At 53.5% G+C, this 518-nt stretch carries 5 tRNA genes; all 5 read left to right on the forward strand.

Features of this window, described 5'->3' with window-relative positions:
• The first annotated feature begins 21 nt into the window (after positions 1–21).
• A tRNA-Ser gene (locus ABEW32_RS26185) sits at positions 22–113 on the forward strand.
• A gap of 19 nt (positions 114–132) precedes the next feature.
• Positions 133–204 (forward strand) — tRNA-Glu (locus tag ABEW32_RS26190).
• A 6-nt stretch (positions 205–210) separates the two neighbouring features.
• A tRNA-Val gene (locus ABEW32_RS26195) sits at positions 211–283 on the forward strand.
• A gap of 10 nt (positions 284–293) precedes the next feature.
• A tRNA-Met gene (locus tag ABEW32_RS26200) sits at positions 294–367 on the forward strand.
• Between the two features lie 25 nt (positions 368–392).
• Positions 393–469, forward strand: a tRNA-Asp gene (locus ABEW32_RS26205).
• Positions 470–518 lie beyond the last annotated feature (49 nt).

Raw genomic sequence — 518 nt, forward strand, 5'->3', positions numbered from 1 at the left:
GTCCTGTTCGGGGAGCCATATGGAGAGGTGTCCGAGTTGGCCGAAGGAGCACGATTGGAAATCGTGTAGGCGCCAAAAGCGTCTCGAGGGTTCGAATCCCTCTCTCTCCGCCATCACTTTTAATATACATAGGGCCCGTTGGTCAAGGGGTTAAGACACCTCCCTTTCACGGAGGTAACAGGGGTTCGAATCCCCTACGGGTCATAATATGGAGGCTTAGCTCAGCTGGGAGAGCATCTGCCTTACAAGCAGAGGGTCGGGGGTTCGATCCCCTCAGCCTCCATATTTTATATCGCGGGGTGGAGCAGTTCGGTAGCTCGTCGGGCTCATAACCCGAAGGTCGTAGGTTCAAATCCTGCCCCCGCAATTAATTTCCTGTTGGAAATGCCTTTGGAACTGTGGTGTAGAGGCCTAACATGCCTGCCTGTCACGCAGGAGATCGCGGGTTCGAATCCCGTCAGTTCCGCCATTTAACTTAATATGCCGGTGTAGCTCAACTGGTAGAGCAACTGACTTGT

This window comes from Paenibacillus jamilae, from assembly GCF_050482105.1.
GTDB lineage: Bacteria > Bacillota > Bacilli > Paenibacillales > Paenibacillaceae > Paenibacillus > Paenibacillus jamilae_B.